The organism is Pseudomonas sp. SWRI22 (assembly GCF_014268395.2).
Classification (GTDB): domain Bacteria; phylum Pseudomonadota; class Gammaproteobacteria; order Pseudomonadales; family Pseudomonadaceae; genus Aquipseudomonas; species Aquipseudomonas paracarnis.
The window spans coordinates 688616-709771 of record NZ_JABWQK020000002.1; the positions used below are offsets into that span (position 1 = coordinate 688616).

Genomic DNA, 21156 nt, shown 5'->3' on the forward strand with positions numbered 1-21156 from the left:
ATAATCTTGACGACTATCTGCGCCCAGCGACAAAAAGCCGCGGCGCCTACTCCCTTTTCGAGTCTTTCCATGCGTATCAAAGTGCACTGCCAAAACCGCATCGGCATCCTGCGGGACATCCTCAACCTGCTGGTGGAGTACGGCGTCAACGTCGCCAAGGGCGAAGTCGGCGGCGAGCACGGCAATGCCATCTACCTGTTCTGCCCCAACCTGGTGAACATGCAATTCCAGGCGTTGCGCCCGCAGTTCGAGGCGATTGCCGGGGTGTTCGGGGTCAAGCGGGTAGGGCTGATGCCCAGCGAGCGGCGGCATATGGAGCTCAATGCGTTGCTCGGCGCCCTGGAATTCCCGGTGCTGTCCATTGATATGGGCGGCTCCATCGTGGCCGCCAACCGTGCGGCGGCGCAGTTGCTTGGCGTACGGGTAGATGAAGTGCCGGGGATTCCCCTGTCGCGTTATGCCGAGGATTTTGACCTGCCGGAACTGGTGCGCGCCAGCAAGTCACGAATCAATGGCCTGCGGGTCAAGGTCAAGGGTGACGTATTTCTGGCGGACATCGCGCCCCTGCAATCCTCCGAGCACGATGACAGTGAAGCCATGGCCGGCGCCGTGCTCACCCTGCACCGTGCCGACCGGGTCGGTGAGCGTATCTATAACGTGCGCAAGCAAGAGCTGCGCGGTTTCGACAGCATCTTCCAGAGCTCCAAGGTCATGGCCGCAGTGGTGCGTGAAGCGCGACGCATGGCGCCGCTGGATGCGCCACTATTAATAGAAGGCGAAACCGGCACCGGCAAGGAGCTGTTGGCCCGGGCCTGCCACTTGGCCAGCCCGCGGGGGCAGTCGCCGTTGATGGCGCTCAACTGCGCGGGGTTGCCCGAGTCGATGGCCGAGACTGAACTGTTTGGCTATGGCCCCGGCGCATTTGAAGGGGCGCGGGCCGAAGGCAAGTTGGGCCTGCTTGAGCTGACGGCGGGCGGTACCTTGTTTCTCGATGGCGTGGGAGAAATGAGCGCGCGCTTGCAGGTCAAGCTGCTGCGCTTTCTGCAGGACGGTTGTTTTCGCCGGGTGGGCAGTGATGAAGAGGTGTACCTGGACGTGCGGGTGATCTGCGCGACCCAGGTAGATTTGTCGGAACTCTGCGCCCGGGGTGAGTTTCGTCAGGACCTTTATCACCGGCTGAATGTGCTGTCGTTGCATATCCCTCCGTTGCGCGAATGCCTGGATGGCCTTGCGCCGTTGGTCGAGCACTTTCTCGACCAGGCCAGCCGGCAGATCGGTTGCCCTCTGCCCAAGTTGGCCCCCGCCGCTATGGACAAACTCAGCCACTACCACTGGCCGGGCAACGTGCGGCAGCTGGAAAACGTGCTGTTCCAGGCGGTGTCGTTGTGTGAGGGCGGTACGGTCAAGGTTGAGCATATTCGCTTGCCCGATTACGGCGTGCGTCAGCCGCTGGGTGATTTTTCCCTGGATGGCAGCCTGGAGGATATCGTCGGGCGCTTTGAAAAGGCGGTGTTGGAAAGCCTGTACGCCGAACACCCGAGCAGTCGCCAGTTGGGCAAGCGCCTGGGGGTGTCGCACACCACCATTGCCAACAAACTGCGTGATTACGAAGTGCTCAAGGCCGATAAATAGTTCGCTGATTCAACGCGGCCAAAAATGTGGGAGCGGGCTTGCTCGCGAATGCGGTAGGTCATTCAACATATCAGTGACTGAGCCACCGCATTCGCGAGCAAGCCCGCTCCCACATTTGATCTTTGTCGTTTTCCAGGCCGGTGTTTGCCGCAGGCGGCAGTAGTCCGCCGTTTTTTCGACTGTTTCTCCCTTCACTTCTTTCAGCTACTCCACGAAACCCCTGCCCCGCCTGGACTTTAGCCTCATTTAAAAAGTTGGTTCGCAAATTGCTTAAGCCTCCTCAGTACAGCGGTGGGCGGCAAGCGTCCGTCAGAAAGAGGATAGAGCGTGGACAAGTACCTTTATGTGGCAATGACCGGCGCCAGCCAGAATGCACTGGCGCAGAAGGCCCATGCCAACAATCTGGCGAACATTTCCACCAACGGCTTCCAGCGCGACCTGGAACAGGCGCGTTCGATGCCGGTGTTCGGTGACAGCTTTCCGGCGCGGGCGTTTGCCATGACCGAACGTCCGGCTACCGACTTTTCACCGGGCGCGATGATCGAAACCGGCCGCGACTTGGACGTAGCCGTCAGCGGCGACGGCTGGATGGCGGTGCAGACCCCCGATGGCGGCGAAGCCTACGTGCGCAGCGCCAGCATGAACGTGGATGCCCTGGGCGTGCTGCGGGCCGGCAACGGTATGCCGATCATGGGCAACGGTGGCCCGATCGCCGTGCCGCCCCAGCAGAAAATCGAAGTGGGTTCGGACGGCACTATCAGTATCCGCGCCATGGGCGAAGGTCCGCGGGTGATGGCGGAAGTGGACCGTATCAAGATGGTTCAGCCTGACCTCAAGAACATGACCAAGGGCCTGGACGGCACCATCCACACCAAGGATGGCCAACCGGCCCAGGCCGACGCGAACGTGCGGCTGACCTCGGGTTTCCTGCAGGCGAGCAACGTCAATGCCGTGGAAGAAATGACCGCAGTGCTGGCGCTGGCCAAGCAGTTCGAGCTGCATATCAAGATGATGAACAGCGCTAAAGAAGACGACCAGGCCATGACGCGCGTCATGCAGATGAGCTGATCCAAGCCCATTAACTAATTTGCAACGCAGCGCCAACCATCCGGCGCACGAAGGAGAACAGCATGCTTCCGGCTCTATGGGTTGCCAAGACAGGCCTGTCCGCCCAGGACACCAACCTGACGACCATTTCCAACAACCTGGCAAACGTGTCGACCACGGGCTTCAAACGTGACCGCGCCGAGTTCCAGGACTTGCTCTATCAGATCAAGAAGCAACCGGGCGCCCAATCGACCCAGGACAGCGAACTGCCGTCGGGCCTGCAACTGGGTACCGGTGTGCAGATCGTCGGCACCCAGAAAAACTTCAGCGCCGGCAACCTGCAGCAAACCGGCCAGCCCCTGGACATGGCGATCAACGGCCGGGGCTTTTTTCAAGTGCTGCAACCGGATGGCACCACTTCTTACACCCGTGACGGCACCTTCCACCTGGACTCCAACGGCCAGATCGTGACCGCCAACGGGTTCGCCCTGGAGCCTGCTGTCGTGGTGCCGCCCGACGCCAAGACCTTCACCGTCGGCAACGACGGCACCGTGTCCATCACCGTCGCTGGCAACCCAGCGTCCCAGGTGATCGGCAACCTGCAAACCGCCGACTTCATCAACCCGGCCGGCCTGCAGGCCATGGGCAACAACCTGTTCCTGGAAACCGCCTCCAGTGGCGCGCCGCAAATCGGCACCCCTGGCTTGAACGGCTTCGGCACCACGCTGCAAAGCACCCTGGAAACCTCCAACGTCAGCACCGTTGAGGAGATGGTCAACATGATCACCACCCAGCGCGCCTACGAGATGAACTCCAAGGTGATTTCCACCGCCGACCAGATGCTTTCGTTCGTTACGCAGAATCTGTAATCAGTCTATGGGGCGCCCTTGAGGGTGCCTGCAACACCGTGAGGTTAGGGTCATGAATCGCTATGTTTGTGTGTTGGCATTGAGTGGGATCGCCGTGCTTGCGGGCTGTGTCGCCCCCACGCCAAAGCCCAATGACCCGTACTACGCGCCGGTGTTGCCACGCACGCCGCTGCCGGCGGCGGCCAACAATGGCTCGATCTACCAGGCCGGTTTCGAGCAGAACCTGTACAGCGACCGCAAGGCGTTCCGGGTCGGTGACATCATCACCATCACCCTGAACGAGAAGACCCAGGCCAGCAAGAACGCCAACTCGCAGATCGGCAAGAACAGCAAGACCAGCATCGGCCTGACCTCGCTGTTCGGCGGCGGCCTGAACACCAACAACCCGCTGGGCGGTGGTGACCTGAGCCTGGACGCCGGCTACAGCGGCGACCGCGCCACCAACGGCAAGAGCGCGGCCGGGCAGGGCAACAGCCTGACCGGTTCGATCACCGTGACCGTCGCCGATGTATTGCCCAACGGCATCATTGCCGTGCGCGGTGAAAAGTGGATGACCCTCAACACCGGCGACGAGCTGGTGCGCATCGCCGGCATGGTACGCGCCGATGACATCTCCACCGACAACACCGTGCCGTCGACGCGCATTGCCGATGCACGCATTACCTACTCGGGCACCGGTTCGTTTGCCGATGCGAGCCAGCCGGGCTGGTTCGACCGCTTCTTCCTCAGCCCGCTGTTCCCTTTCTAGGTGGCCATTTTGAAGTTCAAACAGCTGATGGCGATGGCGCTTTTGCTGGCCTTGAGTGCTGTGGCCCAGGCCGAGCGCCTGAAGGACATCGCCAGTATTTCCGGCGTGCGCTCCAACCAGTTGATCGGCTATGGCCTGGTCGTGGGGCTCAACGGCACGGGTGACCAGACCACCCAGACGCCGTTCACCCTGCAAACCTTCAATAACATGCTCTCCCAGTTCGGCATCAAGGTACCGCCAGGCTCGGGCAACGTGCAGTTGAAGAACGTCGCGGCGGTGTCGATCAGCGCCGATCTGCCCGCGTTCGCCAAGCCGGGGCAGGTGGTGGACATTACCGTGTCGTCCATGGGTAACTCCAAGAGCCTGCGCGGCGGCACCTTGCTGATGACGCCGCTCAAAGGTATCGACGGCAACGTCTACGCCATCGCCCAGGGCAACCTGGTGGTCGGCGGTTTTGACGCCGAAGGCCGCGACGGCTCGAAGATCACCGTCAACGTGCCGTCGGCCGGGCGTATCCCCGGTGGCGCCACGGTTGAACGCACCGTGCCGAGTGGTTTCAACCAGGGCAACAGCCTGACCCTGAACCTCAACCGCTCCGACTTCACCACCGCCAAGCGCGTGGTCGACAAGATCAACGACATGCTCGGCCCTGGCGTGGCCCAGGCCATCGACGGCGGCTCGGTTCGCGTCACTGCGCCTTTGGACCCAAGCCAGCGCGTGGACTACCTGTCGATCCTGGAAAACCTTGAAGTGGACCCAGGCCAGGCCGTAGCGAAAGTCATCATCAACTCGCGCACCGGCACCATCGTGATCGGCCAGAACGTCAAGGTCTCGCCAGCGGCGGTAACCCACGGCAGCCTGACGGTGACCATCACCGAAGACCCGATCGTCAGCCAGCCTGGGCCGTTGTCCGGTGGCCAGACTGCCGTGGTCCCGCGCTCGCGGGTCAATGCCCAGCAAGAAGCCAAGCCGATGTTCAAGTTCGGCCCCGGCACCACCCTGGACGAGATTGTCCGTGCGGTGAACCAGGTGGGCGCTGCGCCCGGCGACTTGATGGCGATCCTCGAAGCTTTGAAGCAGGCCGGCGCGTTGCAAGCCGACCTGATCGTGATCTGAGGCCATGGCCATGGATATGCGCAAGAGCGGCATCAGCAGCACGGCGGACTCGGGGTCTTACTCCGACCTGAACCGGCTTAACCAGCTCAAGGTCGGTGACGACAAAAACAGCGAAGGCAACCTGCGCAAAGTGGCGCAGGAATTCGAGTCGCTGTTTTTGAACGAGATGCTCAAGTCCATGCGTTCGGCCACCGAGGCCCTGGGCAAGGACAACCCGCTGAACACCCCGGCCGCCAAGCAATACCAGGAAATGTACGACCAGCAACTGGCGGTGTCGATGTCCCGCGAAGGTGGCGGTATCGGCCTGGCCGATGTGCTGATGCGCCAGATGCAGAAGAACAAGCCGGTGGAGGCTCAGGCCGCCACCTTGCAAGGCCCGGCGGCGGATGCGCCGGTGAAGAAAGTCGATGTGCCGACCGAGATTGCCGCCGGTACCCAGGCCGAAGGCCCGTTGGGCCGCTCCAATGGACAGCGGCCTTTGTGGGCGTATCGCGTGGCCGTGCCTGAGGGCGCCAGCACCCATGCCAACGACATGGAACTGATGAACCAGCGTCGTATCGCCTTGCCCAGCAAGCTGGCCGACCGCCTGCTGGCGGGTATCGTGCCGAACGCTCCGGTCGAAGCCAAATCCGCGCCCCTGCGTAACAGCGCTGCCGACGACACGGTCATCAACAGCAGCGCGCGTAGCTTTGCCGTGCCGAGCGGGCGCATGCAGGTGTATGGCCGCGCCATTGCCCAGCCACCGCTGGCGCCGGCCAAGAAAGCCTTCAGCTCCCAGGATGAATTTGTCGCCACCATGTTGCCGATGGCCAAGGCCGCTGCCGCACGGATTGGTATCGACCCCAAGTACCTGGTGGCCCAGGCGGCACTGGAAACCGGTTGGGGCAAATCAGTCATGCGCGCCGAGGACGGCAGCAGCAGCCACAATTTGTTTGGCATCAAGGCCGGGCAGAGCTGGCAGGGCGGTCAGGCCCGGGCGATCACCAGCGAGTTTCGCGATGGGGCGATGGTCAAGGAAACGGCGCAATTCCGTTCCTACAGCTCCTACCAGGACAGCTTCCACGACCTCGTGACCCTGCTGCAAAGCCATGATCGCTATAAAGAAGTTGTGAAATCAGCCGACAACCCGGAACAGTTTGTACGCGAGTTGCAAAAAGCCGGTTATGCAACCGACCCGGATTACGCCAGCAAGATTTCGCAGATCGCAAAAAACATGAACAGTTACCAGAACTACGCTGCCGCTGGCGCAACCACACATTTATAAGGTCTGAACCATGAGTTTGCTCAGTATCGGGATGTCAGGGCTCAATGCCGCTCAAGGATCGTTGTCGGTCTTGAGTAATAACATCGCCAACGCCAACACCTCGGGTTATTCGCGCCAGCAGACCACGCAGAATGCGAGTGCCAACAACCCCTACGGCGGTGTGTACATTGGCAGCGGCACCACGCTGGCGGATGTGCGTCGGGTCTATAACGAGTTCCTGGACGCGGCCTACCAGAACAGCACGGCGCTCAATAACGATGCCAAGGCTTATTCCAGCCAGGCCAGCGCCATCGACAAGACCTTGTCGGACAAAACAACCGGCATGTCTTCGGTGCTCAGCGCGTTTTTTGCCGCTGTGCAGACCTCCGCGGCCAACCCCAGCGACGTGTCTGCCCGGCAAGTGCTGCTGACCAGCGCCCAGACCCTGAGTAACCGTTTCAACGCCATCTCCAGCCAATTGACTCAACAGAAAGAGTCGATCAATGGCCAGTTGAGCACCATGAGTGACCAGGTCAACCAGTTGACCTCCTCGATTGCTTCGCTCAACAAGCAGATCACCCAGGCCCAGGGCTCAAGCAACAGCGCCCCGGCCAACCTGCTGGACGCCCGTAACGAGGCGGTGCGCTCGCTCAATGAACTGGTGGGTGTGACCACCAGTGAACAGAATGGTGTGTTCAGCGTCAGCACCGGCACGGGCCAATCCCTGGTATTGGGCGACCGGTCCAACACCCTCTCGGCAGTGCCGAGCGCTAGCGACCCAAGCCAGTACACCATTGCGCTCAATGCTGGCGGCGGTACGGCGATCGATCTGGGCAACGTGCTCAGTGGGGGCAGCATCGGCGGCCTGTTGCGTTATCGCAGTGATGCCCTGATGCCGGCCATCAATGACTTGGGGCGTATTGCCCTGGCGACAGCCGATACCATCAACAGCCAACTGGGGCAGGGCCTGGACTTGAACGGTGACTTCGGCTCATCGCTGTTCAAGGACATCAACAGCGCGGCGGCCATTGCTCAGCGCAGTCAGGGCGCGCTGGGCAACAGCACGGGCTCCGGCAATTTGAATGTGACCATTGCGGACACCAGCAAGCTGTCGACCTACGACTACAAAGTGACCTTTACCAGCGGCAACAACTACACGGTGGTGCGTTCCGACGGCAAGGCCATGGGCGCGTTCGACACCAATACCGCGCCACCGCCGGTGATCGATGGGTTCACCCTGGCGTTGGATGGCAAGGGGCCGATGGCGGCGGGCGATAGTTTCAAAGTCAGCCCTACCGCCAGCGGTGCCACCAACATCGGCACGACTTTGACGGACGCCAATAAAATCGCGTTCGCCGGGCCATTGCTGGGCGAGGGCAGCAAGACCAACCAGGGTACCGGCACTTTTACACCGCCGACCCTGACCCTGCCTATCGATATTCATGGTGGCGCCGATACCGCGCAATTGCGTACCGGCATTGAGCACTCGATGCCAGTGAAGATGGTATTCGGCAAGCCGGCCGCCGACGGCACCCAGGGCTACACGCTCAACGATGCCCAGGGCAACCCGATTGGCACCGGCACCATCGTGCCGGGCCAAGGCAACAAAATCACGGTCGATGTACCGATGCGGGATGCCAACGGCACGCTGCTGGTGCCGGCCAAAAGCTTCAAGTTCGATACCACGGTCGCCGGGTCGCCCGCCGCTGGCGACAGCACCACGTTTTCCTTCAACGCCTCGGGCAAGTCGGATAACCGTAACGCCCAGGCGTTGCTCGACCTGCAGACCAAAGCCACCGTCGGCCTGTCCGATGGCAGTGGCGGCGGAGTGAGCCTGGTGGCGGCCAACAGTCGCCTGGTGTCGACCGTCGGGGCCAAGGCCGCGTCGGCCAATACCGACACCACGGCCACGGGCGCCTTGCTCAAGGCCAACCAGGATGCGCGCAACTCCGTGTCCCAGGTCAACCTCGATGAAGAGGCGGGCGACATGATCAAATTCCAGCAGTACTACACCGCCTCGTCGCAGATCATCAAGGCTGCGCAAGAAACCTTCAGCACGCTGATCAATAGTCTTTAAGGGAGTCTGGGACGATGCGTATTTCCACTGCACAGTATTTTGAAACCAGTGCCGCCAAGTACACGGACAACTATTCCAGCGTGGTGAAGGCCCAGGAGCAGGCCAGTTCCGGCGTGCGCGTGCAGACCGCAGCGGATGACCCGGTGGCGGCGGCGAGGTTGTTGTTGCTGCAACAGCAGAAGGACATGCTCGGGCAGTTCAACGGCAATATCACCAGTTTGAAGAACTCGTTGACCAACGAGGAAAGCGTATTGGGTGCAATCAACGAGGCGCTGCAGGCGGCCAGTACCTTGGCCATTGAAGCGGGCGGTTCGCGCAGCGATGCCGACCGCAAGTCGATTGCCGGCCAGATCGGTGCGCTTGAAGACCAGGTGCTGGGCTTGCTTAACAGCAAGGATTCCTCGGGCAACTATCTGTTTTCCGGCTCCAAGACCTCGACGCCGCCCTACAGCCGTAACAGCGACGGCACCTACACCTATCAGGGTGATGAAACGCCGCTGAGCCTGCAGGTTTCCGATTCCCTGAGAGTCAGTGCCGGTGACACCGGCAAGAGCATCATGGACGGTGCCGTTAACTCGGGCCGCACCCAGGCGACCTGGATCGCACCTGCAATCGTGCCGCCGGCGACGGCGCCAGTGCCCAATGATCATAAAGTCTCAGTGTCGGCCGGCCTGGTGACTTCAGGCTCGGATTACACGAATAAATTCGCCGATGGCGAGCCTTACAAGCTGACCTTTACCAGCAGCACTCAGTACAAGGTCTCCGACAAGAACGGCAACGACATCACGTCGGAAATCCCTGGCAACGGCACCTTTGATTCCACCAAGGAAGGCGGCTCCACCGTGAGCCTGCGCGGCGTGAATTTTGATATTGCGGTGGATCTCAAGGATATGGCGACGGGGCCGGACGCCGATGCGCTGGTCAAGGACCGTTCGTTCAGCCTGGCCGCCAAACCCGACACCTTCAGTGTTTCGCGCACGCCCAGTAATGCCTCCACTGCGCAGCTGACGAATGCGCAGGTGAGCAACCCGGCCACCTATGCCAGTACGTTCCCGGCTAACAGCGGGGCGGTGATCAAGTTCACCAGTGGCACGGCGTATGAAGTCTATGCCCAGCCCTACAGTGCCGACAGTAAAGCGATCGCAACCGGCGACACCGGTGGCGGTACGACCGTGACGGCAGCAGGCGTGACCTTTGATGTCAGCGGCACACCGCAAGCCGGCGATCAGTTTGCGGTCGCTGCCAGCACTGCCAAGACCCAGAACGCGCTGGATACCCTGAGCCAACTGCGCAAGGCGCTGGAGCAACCGGCCGACGGCAACCCGGCGGCGATGGTCAAGCTCAAGGATGCGCTCGACGCTTCCATCAGTAATTTTGCCAATTCACGTGCCCAGGTCGATAACGTGCGCGGTTCCATCGGGGCCCGCGAAGCTGCACTGGATATCCAGTCGGCGGAAAACATCAGTATCGGCACTGCAAACAAAAGCACCATGAGCGATCTGGCGAACATTGACATGGGCGAAGCGGCGATCAACCTCACGTTGCAGCAAACCATGTTGCAGGCCTCGCAACTGGCGTTCGTTAAAATCTCCCAGCTGAACCTGTTCAGCCGCATGTAATCGTCGCAATGAACAACGGCCTCCCCTGGCGACAGGGGAGGCCGTTGTCGTTTCTGGCATGGAAATGTTGCCGGTTTTTGCACAAAGCGCGCAAAATTGAGTGACCTGTGAGTCATAAAGCGCATCTTCACTGTATCGTGTGAAAAGGATAAGTCGTCACAGGGCCTTTATCGGGCGGCTTTCAGCGAGATTTTCATGGGGTTATCCCCTTTATTGTCAGCACTCCCGGCGTAGTCCGAGGGGTGTTCTCCAGCTATTTAGTATTGGGAAGCCACAATGATTGGCATAAAAAGCATCGCCAGTTACGTGCCGGCAGACGGGATCGATAACTACGCCCAGGGTGCCAAATTCGCCAAGGATGAAGAGTTCATCATCGGCAAGATCGGTTCGGCGTTCCTGCCGCGCAAGGAAGCTGCACAGGAGACTTCCGACCTGTGCGTCGAAGCAGTCAATGCATTGTTTGCCAACAACACGGATTTGAAGCGCGAGTCCATCGACGCGCTGATCGTCGTCACCCAGAACGGCGATGAAGAGGGCTTGCCCCACACCGCCGCCATCGTCCAGGACAAATTGGGCCTGCCGACTCACGTTGCCGCTTTCGATATTTCCCTGGGCTGCTCCGGCTACGTGTACGGCATCTACGCGATGAAAGGCTTCATGGAAGCCGCCGGCCTGAAAAACGGCCTGCTGATCACCGCCGACCCGTATTCCAAGATCGTCGACCCGGAAGACCGCAACACCACCATGCTGTTCGGTGATGCCGCCACCGCCACCTGGATGGGCGAGGACGCGCCGTGGTTGCTGGGCAAATCCAAGTTCGGTACCGACGGTTCCGGCGCGCCGCACTTGAAGGTCAGCGATGGTGTGTTCTTCATGAACGGCCGCCAGGTGTTCAACTTCGCCTTGCTCAAGGTGCCGGCACACTTGCACGAGCTGCTCAATGAGTCGGACCTCAAGGCAGATGACATTGATGCGTTCTGCATCCACCAGGGCAGCGCGGCCATCGTCGACGCCGTGGCGCGCCGCTTTGAAGAAGCGCCGGTGGACAAGTTCATCAAGGACATGGTCGAGACCGGCAATACCGTGTCATCGAGCATTCCGTTGCTGCTGGAAAAGCACGTGATGGACGCCACCTGGAAGCGCGTGGCAATCAGCGGTTTTGGTGTGGGGCTGTCGTGGGGCTCGGCGATTCTCTATCGTCCGTGATGCTTTAGCGGCTTCATGAAAAACGCCGATGATCGAATGATCATCGGCGTTTTTTTTGCGCCCCCTTTTAGGAGCGAGCTTGCTCGCGAAGAACCTGAGGGCGCCGCGTGCATTCTGAATGCCCGCGTCATTGTTAACGTTCTTCGCGAGCAAGCTCGCTCCTGCAAGGGGGGACGTCTTGAAGGCGAAGTTTTGGCGCCAGTAACCCGTGATTACTGGCGTTTCACGCCTCTATAAGCCGTTGAAATACAAGGGCTGGCACAGGGCTAGTAAAAAAAATCAAAAAAACCCTCAAGCAACCGGCTACCACGACGATAACTATTACGTAGGTTCTCAGGCCACACCCGGCGGTTGCCAGGGCCGGAAGCCGCAGTATCCATCCAACGAGGATTTCGTCATGGCTTTAACAGTAAACACCAACATTGCTTCCATCACGACTCAGGGCAACCTGAACAAAGCTGGCGGCGCCCTGGCCACTTCCATGCAGCGCCTGTCTTCCGGCCTGCGTATCAACAGCGCTAAAGACGACGCTGCCGGCCTGCAGATCGCTAACCGCCTGACCAGCCAAATCAACGGCCTGGGCCAAGCTGTAAAAAACGTGAACGACGGCATCTCCATCGCTCAGACCGCTGAAGGCGCGATGCAGGCTTCGACCGACATCCTGCAAAAAATGCGTACCCTGGCCCTGTCCTCGGCTACCGGCTCCCTGAGCGCCGACGACCGTAAGTCGAACAACGACGAATACCAGGCCCTGACTTCGGAACTGACCCGTATCTCGCAAACCACTACTTTCGGTGGCCAGAAGCTGCTGGACGGTTCGTACGGTACCAAGGCTATCCAGGTTGGCGCCAACGCCAACGAAACTATCAACCTGAGCCTGGAAAACGTTGCGGCTAACAACATTGGTTCGCAGCAGGTTAAATCCGGCGCGCTGACGCCTAACGCTACCGGCCTGGCTGCTGGTTCGATCGCCATCACCGGCAATGGCCAGACTGCAAACGTTGCTGTCAACCCTGCTGACTCTGCCAAGACCATTGCTGCCGGTCTGAACGGCGCCATCGGTGGCCTTAGCGCTACTGCCAGCACCGAAGTCAAGTTCTCGGTAGACGAGACCAAAACCAAGGGCGATCCTGCTGCAACTCCGCCTGTTGCCGGTGTTCCAGCCAGCTTCTCGATCGATGTAGGTGGTGCTACCGTCAAAATCGTTGGCGTAACCAGCACTGCCGACCTGGCTGATCAACTGAAGTCCAACGCTGCCAAACTGGGCGTGAGCGTTAACTACGACGAAGCCAAGGGCACTCTGGAAGTCAAATCCGACTCCGGTGAAAACATCAAGTTTACCAGCGACGCGCTGGGTGCTGATGCTGTCAGCGTTAACGTAAAAGACGGTGCTGGCAAATATGCAGCTGCCGCTACTAACCTGGGCGCTGCCGTCAACGATCCAATCATTGCAACTGGTCAGATCTCCCTGGATTCGTCCAAGGGCTACTCCCTGGCCAACGGCGCTACCGGTACTTCGGTAACCACTTTGTTCGGCGCAGCTCAGGTGTCTTCCCAGAAGACTTCCGTTGCCCAAACCGACGTGACTGACGCTACCAATGCTCAGAACGCTCTGGCTGTAATCGACAAGGCCATCGGCACCATCGACAGCGTACGTTCGGGCCTGGGTGCTACCCAGAACCGTCTGACTACCACTGCAGACAACCTGCAGAACATTCAGAAGAACTCCACCGCTGCACGCTCCACCGTTCAGGACGTCGACTTCGCTTCCGAAACCGCCGAACTGACCAAGCAACAAACCCTGCAGTCGGCTTCCACCGCGATCCTGTCGCAGGCTAACCAGCTGCCATCCGCTGTACTGAAACTGCTTCAGTAATCAGCGCGCTTGGTAACTAACGGAAGGGCGCGTTTACGTGCCCTTCCGTTTTTTCGGTTTAGAGGAGATTGGACATGGACATGAGTGTAAAGCTGAACCAGTCTTATCCGCCGGTTGCCCCTCAAGGCGCGCCTCCCAAGGTGACTGCCGATCAAAGCAGCAGCAAGGCCCAGGAAGTGGCGGCAACCGGCAAAGAGCCTGAGCGCGCGGACCTGGAAAAAGCAGTAACCGACATTCGCGAATTCGTCCAGGCTGCCCAGCGCAGCCTGGATTTTTCCATTGACGATTCGACCCACCGGGTCGTGGTCAAGGTCATTGCCACCGACAGTGGTGAAGTGATCCGTCAGATTCCGTCGGAAACGGCGTTGAAACTGGCACAAAACCTTTCCAGCGCAAGCAACGTGTTGTTTGACGACAAGGTGTGAGCTGGCATGAAATTTGTTGCTGTCAGGTCTTGAGGCGCAATAAGTCAAGATAACGGCAGCCACCGAACAGGAGATAGATGATGGCGGGTTCAACGGTAAGTGGTATCGGTTCGAACATCGATACGCAAGCGATCGTGAAGTCCTTGGTGGACGCCGAAAAGGTGCCCAAGCAGACGCAGATCAATACCGCGTCTCAGAAGGCGACCACCACGCTGTCTTCGATCGGCAAGATTCAGGCCGCCCTGGATGCATTCCGTGGCGCTCTTGACAATATGACTGCCAGCTCCAGCTTCACGGGTTTGACCGGCTCATCTTCGGATGAAAAAGTTGCGACCATGACTGCGAGCAATACAGCCTCCAACGGCAGCTTCCGGCTGATCGTGAACCAGTTGGCGCAGCCTTCGAAGCTATCGAGCAAAATCTTCACCGGTGGTGCCAACAGCGTGGTCAACGCTACCGACAAGCCTACGACCCTGACAATCAGTCAGTCGGGCAAGAGTTACGACGTTAATATCCCGGCTGGAGCAACGTTGCAGCAGGTGCGCGATTCGATCAACACCCAATTCGGCACCTCCGGGTTGAGCGCCAACATCCAGACCGACTCCAATGGTTCGCGTCTGATCCTGACGTCGACCACTATGGGCACTGGTTCGGATCTGAAGTTGTCGGGTAATTCGGGGCTGGATGTCGGCTCGACGGTTATCGACGAGCCCAAGGACGCGCTGTACAGCATCGATGGTGTTGCATCTGTCTCCAAATCCAACAACATCGAGGGTGCGCTCAGCGGGGTAAATATCAAGCTGGTCTCGGTATCCGCACTAAAGACTGCGGGCGACACTTCTCCGACGCCTGAGCGCAATGCGACGCTCATCACTGTCAGTACCAACAACACCGCGCTCAAGTCTGGCGTTAAGGGTTTCATCGACACCTATAACGCCCTGATCACGGCAATGAACGCCGAAACCAAGGTCACCAAGAACCTGGACGGCAGCACCACGGCCGCTGCCCTGACTGGCGACTCCACCATGCGCTCGCTGCAGGCGGCGATCCGCAATGAGTTCAATACCATTTCCGGTACCGGTCAGTTCAAGTCCCTGGCGCAATTTGGCGTCAGCACCAGCTCTACTACTGGTTTGCTGTCCATGGACGATAAAAAGTGGGACGCTGCAGTCAAGACCAATGCGGCCGACATCAACAGTATGTTCGCTGGCAAGAATGGCATGTTGGCGCGCATGAAGAGTGCAACGGATGACTTTGCCAAGGCCTCAACCGGGGTGCTGGCGACACGTTCCAATTCCTTGTCCGATAGCCTCAAGGACATCGCAAAGCAGCAGGAAACCCTGAACGAGCGCATGGAACTGCTGACCAACAGCCTCTCCGCCAAATACAACGCCATGGACACCTTGGTTGCCCAACTGCGCCAGCAAAGCACCAGCGTCATGACCACGCTCAACGCCTTGAACAACCCTAAAACCAATAACTGATCGCCACTCACGCAAAAGGCCAGGCAACCTGCCTGGCCTTTTCGTACCGAAAGACGACCGGTGTTAAAGCTTTTTGCGGCCCAGTCGACATATTGGTTACTAGAATCCTTTTCGCTGTCGCCTGTCACGAGGTAGAAACATGAACCCTATGCGAGCCCTTCGCCAATACCAGAAGGTCAATTCCCACGCACAGATCTCCGAAGCCAGCCCGCATCGCCTGGTGCAGATGCTGATGGAAGGCGGCCTGGATCGCATGTCCCAGGCCAAGGGCGCCCTGGCGCGTGGTGACATCGCACAGAAGGGTTTGATGCTCGGCAAGGCCATCGACATCGTTATCGGGCTGCGCGATGGCCTGGATGCTGAAAAGAGTGATAACCCGGCTTATGTTCAGCAGTTGGAAAGCCTTTATGTGTACATGACCAATCGGTTGATGGAGGCTAACCAGCAAAACGACTCCGAGATCATCGACGAAGTCGCTCGCTTGATGATTACCGTAAAAGAAGGCTGGGATGCTATCGGCGCGCCACAAGGCGCAGCAGAATAAGGCCACGGGCCTTGAGGAACTCGTCATGAGCCACGCACTGCAACGCATTGATGAAACCCGTGAAGCCCTGGTCGACGCGCTGGCTGCGCGCAACTGGGATGCCATCAGCGAGCTCGACCTGGGCTGCCGCAGTGTGATCGATCAGGTGCTGAGCGAAGCGCCGGTGGATGAGGATGCGCTGCGTGGAAAGCTGGAAAGTCTGTTGGCGGTTTACCAGCAGTTGCTTGAAGTGACGACCGGCGAGCGCCAGGCGATTTTCGAAGAGATGTCGCAGATCAACCAAGCGAAAAATGCGTCAAAGGTTTACCATCTGTTCGGTTGAAAGGGCGCAGTTAATCCGAACGGCGCGTCATATATTTGACTATGCCATCATTTTTGACTTAACTAGTGCTGTTTTCAGATTTCAGACGTCTAGAAGGTAAGAAATCTTACAGACGTCTTGATTGCCCTCATTCCGGGGCAGGAAGTTTTACTAGGGAAGTTGCTATTGCATGTGGCGTGAAACCAAAATTCTGCTGATCGATGACGATAGCGTCCGCCGCCGCGATTTAGCGGTGATTTTAAATTTTCTCGGTGAAGAAAATTTGCCCTGCGGCAGCCACGATTGGCAGCAGGCGGTCAGCTCGTTGTCGTCGAGCCGTGAAGTCATTTGTGTATTGATCGGGACGGTAAACGCTCCTGGCGCAGTTCTAGGCCTGTTAAAGACACTGTCTACCTGGGATGAGTTCCTTCCGGTGTTGCTAATGGGCGATATTTCTTCCGTGGACCTGCCGGAAGACCAGCGCCGCCGCGTGCTATCCAACCTGGAAATGCCGCCCAGCTACAGCAAATTGCTCGATTCCCTGCACCGTGCCCAGGTCTATCGCGAGATGTACGACCAGGCCCGCGAGCGCGGCCGTCACCGTGAACCCAACCTGTTCCGCAGCCTGGTCGGCACCAGCCGCGCCATCCAGCACGTGCGCCAGATGATGCAGCAAGTGGCCGATACCGACGCCAGCGTGCTGATCCTCGGCGAGTCGGGCACCGGCAAGGAAGTGGTCGCGCGCAACCTGCACTATCACTCCAAGCGTCGCGACGGGCCCTTTGTGCCGGTCAACTGCGGGGCGATCCCGGCAGAGCTGCTGGAAAGCGAATTGTTCGGCCACGAGAAGGGCGCCTTTACCGGGGCGATCACCAGCCGTGCCGGGCGCTTTGAGCTGGCCAATGGCGGTACCCTGTTCCTCGACGAAATCGGCGATATGCCGTTGCCGATGCAGGTCAAGCTGCTGCGCGTACTGCAAGAGCGCACCTTCGAGCGCGTGGGCAGCAACAAGACCCAGAGCGTGGACGTGCGCATCATTGCCGCCACCCACAAGAACCTCGAAAGCATGATCGAGGTCGGCAGCTTCCGCGAAGACCTGTACTACCGCCTCAACGTATTCCCTATCGAGATGGCCCCGCTGCGCGAGCGCGTGGAAGACATCCCGTTGCTGATGAACGAACTGATCTCGCGCATGGAGCACGAGAAGCGCGGCTCCATTCGTTTCAACTCCGCGGCAATCATGTCCCTGTGCCGCCACGGCTGGCCGGGCAACGTCCGCGAGCTGGCCAACCTGGTGGAGCGCATGGCGATCATGCATCCGTACGGGGTGATCGGCGTGGTCGAGTTGCCGAAGAAATTCCGCTACGTCGACGACGAGGACGAGCAGATGGACAGCCTGCGCAGCGACATGGAAGAGCGCGTGGCAATCAACGGCCATACTCCAGACTTTGGCGCTAGCGCGATGTTGCCGCCCGAAGGACTGGATCTCAAGGACTACCTCGGCAACCTGGAGCAAGGCCTGATCCAACAGGCGCTGGACGATGCCAACGGCATCGTCGCCCGGGCCGCCGAGCGCCTGCGTATCCGTCGCACCACCCTGGTGGAGAAGATGCGCAAGTACGGTATGAGCCGCAAAGAAGGTGATGAACAGGCGGATGATTGACGCCTGTTTTTCAACTACCTGATTTATAGGTGGTTTTTTTTCGGCACGGGTATTGCTACAGCCCTCGCAACGTTCCGTTTAACTGACGGTCAGCCAAGCGAGAGAGCATCATGCCCCACGCCGCCCAACTATCTTCGGCCCCTGCCATCCAGGGGCTGGTTTCGCCTGTAGAACCGCCGACCCGCCAGGGCCTGGAGCACGCGCTCTCGCAGTTCAACCAGATGTCGAACCAGCTGACCGACTCCTACAGCCTGCTTGAGGCCCGGGTTTCCGAGCTTAAAGGCGAACTGGCGGTGGTCAGCGCCCAGCGCATGCAAGAGCTGGCCGAGAAAGAGCGTCTGGCCAACCGTCTGCAAAACCTGCTGGACCTGTTGCCCGGTGGCGTGATCGTCATCGACGACCAAGGCCGCGTTCGCGAAGCCAACCCGGCGGCCTGCGACCTGCTTGGCTTGCCGCTGGAAGGCGAGCTGTGGCGTGAAGTCATCACCCGCTGTTTTGCCCCCCGTGAAGACGACGGCCACGAAGTCTCACTCAAGGACGGGCGCCGGCTGTCCATTGCGACCCGTTCCCTGGACGCCGAGCCCGGCCAGCTTGTGCTACTCAATGACCTGACAGAAACCCGGCACCTGCAAGATCAGTTGGCTCGCCATGAGCGGCTGTCGTCCCTGGGACGGATGGTCGCTTCCTTGGCGCATCAGATTCGTACGCCGTTGTCGGCGGCATTGATCTACGCCAGCCATTTGACTGACGAGCAATTACCAGCGGCCACCCACCAACGCTTTGCCGGGCGCCTCAAGGAGCGCCTGCATGAGTTGGAACACCAAGTACGTGACATGCTGGTATTTGCCCGCGGCGAACTGCCGCTGACCGATCGCGTTACCCCTGCCGGTTTGATGCAGTCGCTGCAAGCGGCAGCGGCGACCCATGTGCAGGAGGCCAACCTGCGCTGGCAGTGCGATAGCCACCAGGGCGAATTGCTGTGCAACCGCGACACCCTGGTGGGCGCGCTGCTCAACCTGATCGAAAACGCTACCCAGGCCAGTGGCCCCGGGGCGCGCCTGAAAGTGCACCTGTATAGCCGCGGACAAACCCTGCGCCTGTGCGTCAGCGACAGCGGCAGCGGTATCGCCCCGCAGGTGCTGCAGCGCCTGGGCGAGCCGTTTTTTACCACCAAGACCAACGGCACTGGCCTGGGCCTGACCGTGGTCAAGGCAGTGGCCCGTGCCCATCAGGGACAATTGCAGCTGCGTTCGCGCCTGGGGCGTGGCACCTGTGCATTGATGACCTTGCCGCTGTTTTCCAGCGCGGCAAGCGCGGAGTAAGAGGATGATGGCTATCAAGGTTTTATTGGTGGAAGACGATCGCGCCCTGCGTGAAGCATTGGCTGACACGCTGCTGTTGGCGGGCCATGACTACCGTGCGGTCGGCTCTGCCGAGGAAGCCTTGGAGGCGGTCGAGCAGGAAACCTTCAGCCTGGTGGTCAGCGACGTCAACATGCCCGGCATGGACGGCCACCAGTTGCTCGGCCTGCTGCGGGTGCGCCAGCCGCAGCTGCCGGTGCTGCTGATGACCGCCCATGGCGCGGTGGAGCGGGCGGTGGATGCCATGCGTCAGGGCGCGGCGGATTACCTGGTCAAGCCGTTCGAGCCCAAGGCTTTGATCGAACTGGTCGCCCGGCATGCCCTGGGCGTGATGCCCGCAGCCGACGGCGATGGCCCGATTGCCTTTGAACCGGCCAGCGCGCAGTTGCTTGAACTGGCGGCGCGGGTGGCGCGCAGTGATTCCACTGTGCTGATTTCCGGCGAGTCCGGCACCGGTAAAGAAGTGCTGGCGCGTTATATCCACCAGCAATCGGGCCGTGCCAAACAACCGTTCATTGCGATCAACTGCGCGGCGATCCCCGACAACATGCTGGAAGCCACCTTGTTTGGCCATGAAAAGGGCTCGTTCACCGGCGCCATCGCGGCCCAGGCCGGCAAGTTCGAACAAGCCGACGGCGGCACCATTCTGCTCGACGAAATCTCGGAAATGCCCCTGGGCCTGCAAGCCAAGTTGCTGCGGGTATTGCAGGAGCGTGAAGTGGAGCGCGTGGGCGCACGCAAGCCGATCCAGTTGGATATCCGCGTGGTTGCCACCACCAACCGCGACCTGGCGGGCGAAGTGGCGGCGGGGCGCTTCCGTGAAGACCTGTTTTACCGGTTGTCGGTGTTCCCGCTGGCTTGGCGCCCATTGCGTGAGCGGCCGGCGGATATCATTCCCCTGGCCGAGCGTCTTCTCAACAACCACGTCAAAAAAATGAAGCATGCCCAGGCGCGTTTATCGCCCGAGGCCCAGGCGTGCCTGGTCAGTTACCCATGGCCGGGCAACGTGCGCGAGCTGGACAACGCGATCCAGCGTGCGCTGATTTTGCAGCAGGGCGGTTTGATCCAGCCCCAGGATTTCTGCCTGGCCATGGGCAATGGCGCTGCGCCGTTGCCGAGCCTGGCCCCGGCTCCAGTGGTCGCCGAGGCGGAATCGGCAGGCGCCCTGGGTGATGACCTGCGCCGCCGTGAATTTCAGATGATCATCGACACCCTGCGCGCCGAGCGTGGCCGCCGCAAAGAAGCGGCCGAGCGCCTAGGCATCAGCCCGCGTACCTTGCGCTACAAGCTGGCGCAGATGCGCGACGCCGGTATGGATGTGGAAGCCTATCTGTTCGCCACCTGACTTCGCGCCCATACCGTTTTTTTGTAGGAGCGAGCTTGCTCGCGAAAAACGTCAACGATAACGCGTGCTTCCTGGATGCTCGCGGCGTCCATGAGTTCTTCGCGAGCAAGCTCGCTCCTACCAAAAACTTGCGGTAACAAGTTCGACAAGCTTTGTCGCCTTTTCTTACGAGTTGCTCCAGAGCTGGCACCCTTGTTGCTACCACCCCTAGTAACCGCTGCGTAGTGTCAAAAAATTGCGGGTCGTCGGAGAGAGAAGGTCATGAGCCAGGGTATTGAGTTCAATCGGTTGATGTTGGATATGCGCGCCATGCAAATGGATGCCATGGCTCAACCGAAATCCGTCGCGCCAGCGCCGGAATTGGGCCAAAGCAATTTTGCCGACATGCTCGGTCAGGCAATCAATAAAGTCAGCGATACCCAGCAGGCGTCCAGCCAGTTGGCGACGGCCTTCGAGATCGGTAAAAGCGGCGTGGACCTCACCGATGTGATGGTCGCCTCGCAAAAGGCCAGTGTGTCCTTCCAAGCCTTGACCCAAGTACGTAACAAGCTGGTTCAGGCGTATCAAGACATCATGCAGATGCCGGTTTAAGGACGAGAT

18 protein-coding genes are annotated in these 21156 nt (G+C 59.9%); all 18 read left to right on the forward strand.

Translation table 11 applies throughout. The features are described 5' to 3' along the window. Positions 1-69 precede the first annotated feature (69 nt). Entirely contained in the window at positions 70-1632 is a 1563-nt protein-coding gene (locus HU730_RS20520; RefSeq protein WP_034126773.1) for a sigma-54-dependent phenylalanine hydroxylase transcriptional regulator PhhR, read from the forward strand. Positions 1633-1959: 327 nt separating this feature from the next. Then, positions 1960-2700 (forward strand): flagellar basal body rod protein FlgF, encoded by a 741-nt coding sequence (locus HU730_RS20525; RefSeq protein WP_003192988.1) that lies wholly within the window; start codon positions 1960-1962, stop codon positions 2698-2700. 62 nt (positions 2701-2762) lie between these two features. Further along, positions 2763-3548 carry a flagellar basal-body rod protein FlgG gene (flgG, locus tag HU730_RS20530; RefSeq protein ID WP_003192986.1) on the forward strand — a complete coding sequence of 262 codons (786 nt, stop codon included), beginning with the start codon at positions 2763-2765 and terminating at the stop codon, positions 3546-3548. A gap of 52 nt (positions 3549-3600) precedes the next feature. Beyond that, positions 3601-4296 carry a flagellar basal body L-ring protein FlgH gene (gene flgH, locus HU730_RS20535; RefSeq protein ID WP_034126774.1) on the forward strand — a complete coding sequence of 232 codons (696 nt, stop codon included), beginning with the start codon at positions 3601-3603 and terminating at the stop codon, positions 4294-4296. A 6-nt stretch (positions 4297-4302) separates the two neighbouring features. Continuing rightward, positions 4303-5412, forward strand: coding sequence for a flagellar basal body P-ring protein FlgI (locus HU730_RS20540; RefSeq protein WP_161793221.1), 1110 nt, complete (start codon positions 4303-4305; stop codon positions 5410-5412). Between the two features lie 4 nt (positions 5413-5416). Continuing rightward, entirely contained in the window at positions 5417-6676 is a 1260-nt protein-coding gene (gene flgJ / locus HU730_RS20545) for a flagellar assembly peptidoglycan hydrolase FlgJ (protein WP_034126775.1), read from the forward strand. Between the two features lie 10 nt (positions 6677-6686). Continuing rightward, complete coding sequence (gene flgK / locus HU730_RS20550; RefSeq protein ID WP_034126776.1) at positions 6687-8732, forward strand: flagellar hook-associated protein FlgK; 2046 nt, start codon at positions 6687-6689, stop codon at positions 8730-8732. Between the two features lie 14 nt (positions 8733-8746). After that, entirely contained in the window at positions 8747-10351 is a 1605-nt protein-coding gene (locus HU730_RS20555) for a flagellar hook-associated protein 3 (RefSeq protein ID WP_034126777.1), read from the forward strand. 276 nt (positions 10352-10627) lie between these two features. Continuing rightward, entirely contained in the window at positions 10628-11557 is a 930-nt protein-coding gene (locus HU730_RS20560) for a ketoacyl-ACP synthase III (RefSeq protein WP_034126778.1), read from the forward strand. Between the two features lie 397 nt (positions 11558-11954). Beyond that, the gene (locus tag HU730_RS20565; protein ID WP_034126779.1) at positions 11955-13433 is read left to right on the forward strand and encodes a flagellin; all 1479 of its coding nucleotides are present in this window, start codon (positions 11955-11957) and stop codon (positions 13431-13433) included. A 74-nt stretch (positions 13434-13507) separates the two neighbouring features. After that, a complete protein-coding gene (locus HU730_RS20570) occupies positions 13508-13858 on the forward strand; it encodes a flagellar protein FlaG (protein WP_034126780.1) in 351 nt (116 codons plus the stop codon). 80 nt (positions 13859-13938) lie between these two features. Beyond that, complete coding sequence (gene fliD, locus HU730_RS20575) at positions 13939-15342, forward strand: flagellar filament capping protein FliD (RefSeq protein WP_034126781.1); 1404 nt, start codon at positions 13939-13941, stop codon at positions 15340-15342. Positions 15343-15481: 139 nt separating this feature from the next. Continuing rightward, the gene (gene fliS, locus HU730_RS20580) at positions 15482-15886 is read left to right on the forward strand and encodes a flagellar export chaperone FliS (protein ID WP_034126782.1); all 405 of its coding nucleotides are present in this window, start codon (positions 15482-15484) and stop codon (positions 15884-15886) included. Between the two features lie 25 nt (positions 15887-15911). Continuing rightward, entirely contained in the window at positions 15912-16208 is a 297-nt protein-coding gene (locus HU730_RS20585) for a flagellar protein FliT (protein WP_034126783.1), read from the forward strand. 169 nt (positions 16209-16377) lie between these two features. Further along, positions 16378-17850, forward strand: a complete 1473-nt coding sequence (locus tag HU730_RS20590) for a sigma-54 dependent transcriptional regulator (RefSeq protein WP_034126784.1) — start codon at positions 16378-16380, stop codon at positions 17848-17850. Positions 17851-17960: 110 nt separating this feature from the next. Beyond that, positions 17961-19172 carry an ATP-binding protein gene (locus tag HU730_RS20595; protein WP_054898642.1) on the forward strand — a complete coding sequence of 404 codons (1212 nt, stop codon included), beginning with the start codon at positions 17961-17963 and terminating at the stop codon, positions 19170-19172. Positions 19173-19179: 7 nt separating this feature from the next. After that, on the forward strand, positions 19180-20556 hold the full coding sequence (locus tag HU730_RS20600; protein WP_032897832.1) for a sigma-54 dependent transcriptional regulator: 1377 nt from the start codon (positions 19180-19182) through the stop codon (positions 20554-20556). Positions 20557-20817: 261 nt separating this feature from the next. Beyond that, positions 20818-21147 (forward strand): flagellar hook-basal body complex protein FliE, encoded by a 330-nt coding sequence (fliE, locus tag HU730_RS20605; protein ID WP_003192959.1) that lies wholly within the window; start codon positions 20818-20820, stop codon positions 21145-21147. Positions 21148-21156: the final 9 nt, after the last annotated feature.